Below are 6,743 nucleotides of genomic sequence, written 5' to 3'. Positions count from 1 at the left end.
GAAGGTCGGCGATGTGATCACCGCTGCCGGTATCATCAAGAACTACAAGGGCACCATCGAGTTCGATCAGGGCTGCGTCCTGGTTCCCAACGATGCTTACCACTCCGTGAAGAACGCTCTGTCCGGCTACAAGCTGCAGGACGGCGATTTGCTGATGTGTCCCTTGTCACAATAGCTGTGCAAGCTGAATTAAGTGTACCGAAACCAAGCGCTGCACAAACTGCACAAATGAAAACTGTTATTGCAGAAGGAATCCAAGCGATTAGAAAGAGCCCGATGGCTTGTGCAATGATTCCAGTGAAACAGACAATCTTATCACCATAATTATCCTGAATTCTTCCTGCAATAGGTCTTGAAGCCACAAGAACAATTGAATAGATAATAAAGAATAGGGAAAATGCACCTACCAAATCAACTTCAACAGCATACAATCTGTAAAATGACAATATGGAAACATATCCAAGGCTTGTAAGTCCTGTAAATAAGGAAACAGGTATAGCCGGAACTTCAAATATCTTATCTATAACTCCTCTGATTCTTCCTTTTTCTTCTAAAATAGCATTATTAGGAGTTTTATCTCTGTACATACTATTTTCTATCTCACTATTATGCTTAATTTCATATTTGCTTATATCCAAAAGAAGTATGCATAACAATCCAAGAAAAGCAAAGGCGGTTGCAAGAGAGAATGAACCAAAAGAGCCCCAATTGTCATAGAAAAATCCTGAAATGTAAGGGCCTAGTCCAACAGCAATTGTAGTTCCAAGCATAAAGTATCCAAATGCCTCTCCAAAGCGTTTCTTAGGCAATATTGCACTTGCTATAGTAACAATAGCATTTGCAGAAGCACCAAATCCAAGCCCATGAATGAATCTTACAATCAAAAGCAAGCTTACATTATTTGCAAAAAAGTAGAAAATGCATGCTAAAAAGTGAATGCTTAAGAAAATAATGGCTAATTTCTTCCAATCCCTTCTCTCAAGTGCATTTGCAGAGTAAATTCTTGAACAAAGTCCTCCAAAGATGTATATTCCAGATACAAGTCCTGCTATAGTTGCACTTGTACCCATAGATGTGGCATACTCAGTAACTGTAGACATCAATGCATACATTACAAGAGCTGAAAATAGCAATGCACCGAAGATTAAAAAGAAGTCTATTGTAAATATCTTATCCTCGTTTTGATTGGAAGTTTTTATAGCGTTCATTAAATATTATTTATATTTTTATTTATTTAAAACTTTTAATTATCTTTTAAAAAAAATTTAAATTAAAAATTAATTTCATAAAAATCCTTTATTTAATTATTTTTTAATTAAATAATTATAATATTATATTTAAAGTGTAAATTATACCTTAAATGAAAAATTAACATCGTATAGAAGATTAATTAAATATATAAACGAAAAATCATAATATTAACTTATGGATTATATTTATATTGATGAAAGCGGGGATCTAGGGAAAGATTCAAAGTATTTTATTATTTCTGCAATAATTTCATCCAATAAAACCGATTTAGAAAGGATAATTAATAAAATTAATAGAATATTTAAAAAACAACTACGTAATTCTAATGAAATTAAAGGAAATAATACACCTAATTATATTATTAAAAAAATTTTAAAAAGACTTGAAAATATTGACTATGAAGCCGTGATAATAGTATTTAATAAAGAAAATAAAGATAAAATTAAATATTCAAATAATAATGAATTATATGATATAATTGCATCAGAATTGGCTAAAATGATTACTATTAAGCAAAAGACCAGCATTATAATCGATAAATCAAAAACTAAACATAGTGATATTAAACTTTTTGACAAGTATTTTATTGAAAATTTAAATAATAACTTAAATTTTCCTATTGAAATTTCTCATCTTTCATCAACTAATTCAAAAGGATTACAAATTATTGATATAATTTCATGGTCTTATTTTCAAAATTATGAAAAAAACAATGAAGAATTTATAAAATTAATTAAAAATAGTAATGTGAAAATTTTATTTGAAAGATAAAAATAAAAGAAAAGAAGAACCTATAGGGAATTTACTCGCCCCAATTGGGACAATCCCTAATAGGGATACGTTTACCTTTCAAATCTTATAAAATATTATTTGTACTTCATTACTTAAATATTTTATTTTCTATTAAATTAAAAAGACTAACTTTCATCTTCTCTTGGGCTTAATCTAGTTAAAATGATACTGAATGCTAAAACAGACACCATAATGATTAAATCAATAATCAACTCGAATGTTGCTGCATTCATAAAGAGTTCATACATACCGTAAATCCACATTGCAAAGAGTACAATTGGCAATAGGTACTTGATTACGAATTTCCATAATTTACCTACTTTTAAGTGTCCATTCTCATTCAATATAGGAACCAAATCATCAAGCTTATAGAACCAAGCGAATATGACACATTGGACTCCAATCAATAACAAGATACCGAACTGGTTAACAAATGAGTCAATGATTCCAACCAGATAACTGCTGATTCCAGTAGTGAGCAGCACTGAAAATGCACATCCGATTATTGATAGAATACCTGCAGTTTTTCTTCTGCCTAAGTTAAATTTAGCACTTGTGGATGAAAGCATTGGTTCAAAGAACCCTAATGCAGAGGTTATTCCTGCAAATAGAATAGCCAAGAACAGCAACGGTGCTAAAATCCTACCTATTGGACCCATGATATTAAAGATCATTGGGAAAACAATGAATACAAGACCTGTACCTTCAGTCACCAATTTGGTCATTGCCATACCTGAATGAAGGGACATGTAACCAAGGATTGAAAATACACCAAATGCAGTGAATATTTCAAACAAGGAGTTTGAAGCAACTACAATAAGCACATTATCGGTTAATTTGGAAGCCTTCGGCAAGTAGCTTGCATAAGTCAAGGCAATTGCCTGACCCATACTTAAGGAAAAAATGATTTGAGCGAATGCAGCTAGCCAAATATTGATATCCAAAAGCATAGACCATCTTGGCCTTAAGAGAGCATCAACACCAATCATATGCCCTGGTAAAGTCAATGCATAAACAACAATGATTGCCATTATGACAAATAATGCTGGAATCAATACTTTTGAAACCTTACCGATACCTTCGTCAACATTCTTATGGGAAATGTACCATAAAACTATCCACATCAAGATTACACAAATGGTTGTAGGGACAAGCAAGAATCCTGCACTAGCCAAATCGGAACTTCCACCAACAGTGGTTGTGAAGTAAGCCGCTGTATCAGCACCCCAACTGAATGTGAAACTGCTTAGAAGATATACCATATCCCAACTCAGAATAACCATATAATAAATTGTAACTATAAATACAAAAAGAACAAGCGCCCAAGCTATATACTCAAACCGCTCATTGATATCCTTTAAAATCTTCGAAAAGGATTCCTTAAAACTGAATCCCACACCATATTCAAGTATTAAAAAAGGGATTCCCATAATTGCTATGGCAGTAAAATAAGGAATAAAGAATGATCCTCCACCGTTGGAATACAATACATAACTGAATCTCCAAATGTTTCCTAGACCAACGGCAGCTCCAATCATAGCAAATATAAATGATAGGGAACTATCCCACTCTAATTTTTCACTCATGATATTAAATCCTAAAATCAATTATTAATATTTTTATTAATATAAATATAAAAACTTAACTTTATTATTTATTGAATTAAGATAAAATGAGAAAAATAGATAAAAATTTTTAAAATTAAAAAATAAATGAATAAAAAAAGTTAAAAATAAAAAAGAATTTACTCCCACTTGAGGAAAGAATTTTGGTCCAGGTTTTGAGCTTTAGCTCAAAAGCTGGGATTAGTAATTTGAAATAAGATGTGATATCCTATCTGTTGTAATAAGACCTTTTAAGTCATCTCCATCAACAACTGGCAAGCAGGATATATTGTATTTTTTCATCAATCTTGCGATATCCTCAATCTCATCAGTTGATTTACAGGTTCTGACATCTTTAGTCATTACTTCCCTTAATTCACTACAGTCCTCTACAATTGATTTGGACAAGTCCCATGCAGTAACGATTCCTGCTAAAGTCTTATCATCATTGACAACAGGCAAATGAGTGATCTCATTGTCAAACATGATAATTGCAGCTTCCTTAACGGTTGAATCAATGCAAATTGTAGGAACTTCTGTTTTCATAACATCTCCAACATGATGTTCAGATAGGAAATTAGATAAAAGGAAGTTCATTTGACCGTTTTCAAGCAAGAATGCATCGTGACCATAGTCAGACTTGACTTCATTATAGATTACATCAACATCATTGGTTTGAAGTGCAGCCAATAGGTCTTTAGATTGGTCTACTGGGTAAAGCCAGTCTGAATCAACAGCAATGACTTGTATTTTAGCCTCAACATCCTTTAAACCTTCAGCTAAGTTACCTTCAACTGCCAAATCGAAGTAATCCACTGCTTTTGTAATGTATAAATAGGAATTAGCATCAAAGCGCCTTACAAAAGTCTCACCTTGGTGGTGCAAGTAGCTTTCAACCTCAAAATCGACTGTGAAGTCATAACTGAGTTCTGTCTTGTCCTGCAAGTCTCTTCCAAATTTCTGATACATTGAAGCATCAGAGAGATAAGTGATGTGTCCTATCATACGTGCTACTGCAAGACCAGATCTTGGAGCATATTCCTGATCATAGTAGTTTCCCCTATTCCAGTTATTGTCTAGAATAATGGATTGCCTACCTACCTCATTAAAAGCAATTTGTTGAGGGGAAGACCTTGCAGTTGTAGCAATTATACTTGCCTTTTTCATCATATTAGGATAGGAAACAGTCCATTGCAATGCCTGCATTCCACCCATAGAACCTCCAATAACAGCATATAACTTGTCTATGCCCAAATATTCTATAAGCTTTTTCTGTGCATGAACCATATCCTCAATGGTGATTATCGGGAAATCAAGAGCATATTTCTTTCCAGTTTCTGGATTGATTGATGCTGGACCGGTTGAACCTTTACATCCCCCTAACACATTTGAACAGATTACAAAGTATTTATCTGTATCCAATGCCTTTCCAGGACCTATAACCATCTCCCACCATCCTGGCTTCTCATTCTTGTTGCCAGTATACTTACCTGCAGCATGTGCATCCCCAGTAAGTGCATGGCAGACTAAAATAGCATTTGATTTAGCGGAATTCAATTCACCATAAGTTTCATAAGCAAGTTCCACATTGCTAAGGGTCTTGCCAGAGCTTAACTTCAAATCCTCTTCAATAGAGAAGTATTTTGTTATAACTCTACCAACAGTATTTTGTTTCATTTTCAATTACCTTAAATTTAAGAATACTGAATTTTAAATAATTCAGCATACTATTCAACAGCTAGCTAGTATTTATTAATTGAATTAATATTATTTCAGTTTTGTATAGTTAGTTAATAAGAACTGAATCTTTCTTAATGTATATAAGTATTACGCATTATTTATATATATCCTAATACTATTTATATTTACTTATAAATGTATTATATAGAAAATAGCAAATATTAATAAATATAACCCATATATAATCATTTAATAATAAAAATTAGGAATTATCTCATGACTAAGGAAAATCCAATTGAATTTAACAATACTGATTTATTGATTGAATTATATGAGCTTTTGTTCAATGATGCAATAACCGTTGAAACAAGCAAAATCGTATCTAAAATTATCATGGATCTAATAGATAATCATGAAATAGATGAAGAGAAGGTTATAAATCACTTCAATGAGAAGAATCCTGAAAACATAAAATTCGATTTGAAAGAGGATTTAGAAACAATTTATGACATTTGTCTTGAGATATATGAAGAGGAATAGTTGATTTTCTTAATTATTCTTAAAATCTATTTTTCATAGAACAACTATTCTTAGAATAACAATTCAACTTAATTATTATTTTCCAATGTGTAGCTTATCAATAGCTTCACTAGCAGCCAATTGCTCTGCCTCTTTTTTGCTTTTTCCAACACCATGACCATAATCAACCCCATCAATCAAGATTCTCATTACAAAGGTCTTATCATGAGGAGCACCATGCTCTTCTAGCAATTCATAGCAAACCTTGACGCTTTTAGCATCCCCATATTCCTTGATTGTAGACTTATAATCATAGAAAAAGACTGTTTTTGCTTCAATGTAGGGGAAGACTGTTTTTTCGAGAAACTCTTTAGCCTTTTCTATGCCTTGATCAAGATAAATCGCTCCTAAAAAAGACTCAAAGACATCTGCAGTGATTGAGATTACCTCATTATCAGTAAGTGCATTGTCTTCCAAGTTTAACCTAATGCATTTATCCAAGTTATTCTCATGGGAATATACAATCAAAGCATTCTGACAGACATAATTAGCTCGAAGCTTAGTCAATTTTCCTTCACTGAACTTAGGATGCATATTCTGGAGGAATTCTGAAGTGAGCATATTCAAAACGGAATCCCCAAGAAACTCTAATCTTTCATAATCATAATCCAAGTTATATTTAGCGCTGTATGAAGAATGAGTAAAAGCTACCTCATATAACTCTTCGTTATTTGGTACAATATCAAACTTTTCCAATAATTTCATTTAATTCACTCAAGTGTTAATTTATCCATATATAGCTTTAAAAATAGTTTTTAGTGAATTTAAGATGAATTATTATAATAATTTAATATTACCATATTAGAAATTCAATATTAATATTAAATTATCATAATC

At 32.0% G+C, this 6,743-nt stretch carries 6 protein-coding genes; 2 read left to right on the top strand and 4 right to left on the bottom strand.

What is annotated here, in order from left to right:
* Window positions 1-35: 35 nt before the first annotated feature.
* Window positions 36-1,208: an MFS transporter gene (locus Q0409_RS00285; RefSeq protein WP_298533803.1), complete on the bottom strand. Its 1,173-nt coding sequence runs from the start codon at window positions 1,206-1,208 to the stop codon at window positions 36-38.
* Between the two features lie 217 nt (window positions 1,209-1,425).
* On the opposite strand from Q0409_RS00285, the gene Q0409_RS00280 reads away from it, so the two are divergent.
* Window positions 1,426-2,022, top strand: a complete 597-nt coding sequence (locus Q0409_RS00280) for a DUF3800 domain-containing protein (protein ID WP_298533800.1) — start codon at window positions 1,426-1,428, stop codon at window positions 2,020-2,022.
* A gap of 146 nt (window positions 2,023-2,168) precedes the next feature.
* Here the strand turns inward: Q0409_RS00280 and Q0409_RS00275 are convergent, their stop codons facing one another.
* A complete protein-coding gene (locus Q0409_RS00275) occupies window positions 2,169-3,629 on the bottom strand; it encodes a sodium-dependent transporter (RefSeq protein WP_298533798.1) in 1,461 nt (486 codons plus the stop codon).
* A 219-nt stretch (window positions 3,630-3,848) separates the two neighbouring features.
* Window positions 3,849-5,324: a homoserine O-acetyltransferase gene (locus Q0409_RS00270; protein ID WP_298533796.1), complete on the bottom strand. Its 1,476-nt coding sequence runs from the start codon at window positions 5,322-5,324 to the stop codon at window positions 3,849-3,851.
* Window positions 5,325-5,603: 279 nt separating this feature from the next.
* Between Q0409_RS00270 and Q0409_RS00265 the strand changes: the two genes are divergently transcribed.
* Entirely contained in the window at window positions 5,604-5,867 is a 264-nt protein-coding gene (locus tag Q0409_RS00265) for a hypothetical protein (RefSeq protein ID WP_298533793.1), read from the top strand.
* A 75-nt stretch (window positions 5,868-5,942) separates the two neighbouring features.
* Here Q0409_RS00265 and rnc read toward each other — a convergent pair whose 3' ends face one another.
* Window positions 5,943-6,611 (bottom strand): ribonuclease III, encoded by a 669-nt coding sequence (gene rnc / locus Q0409_RS00260; protein WP_298533790.1) that lies wholly within the window; start codon window positions 6,609-6,611, stop codon window positions 5,943-5,945.
* Between the last annotated feature and the right edge of the window lie 132 nt (window positions 6,612-6,743).

The organism is uncultured Methanobrevibacter sp. (assembly GCF_937898925.1).
In the GTDB taxonomy this organism is placed as follows: domain Archaea; phylum Methanobacteriota; class Methanobacteria; order Methanobacteriales; family Methanobacteriaceae; genus Methanobrevibacter.
Note: the sequence above shows the minus strand (reverse complement) of the source record. Positions and strands in the feature narration are given on the sequence as shown.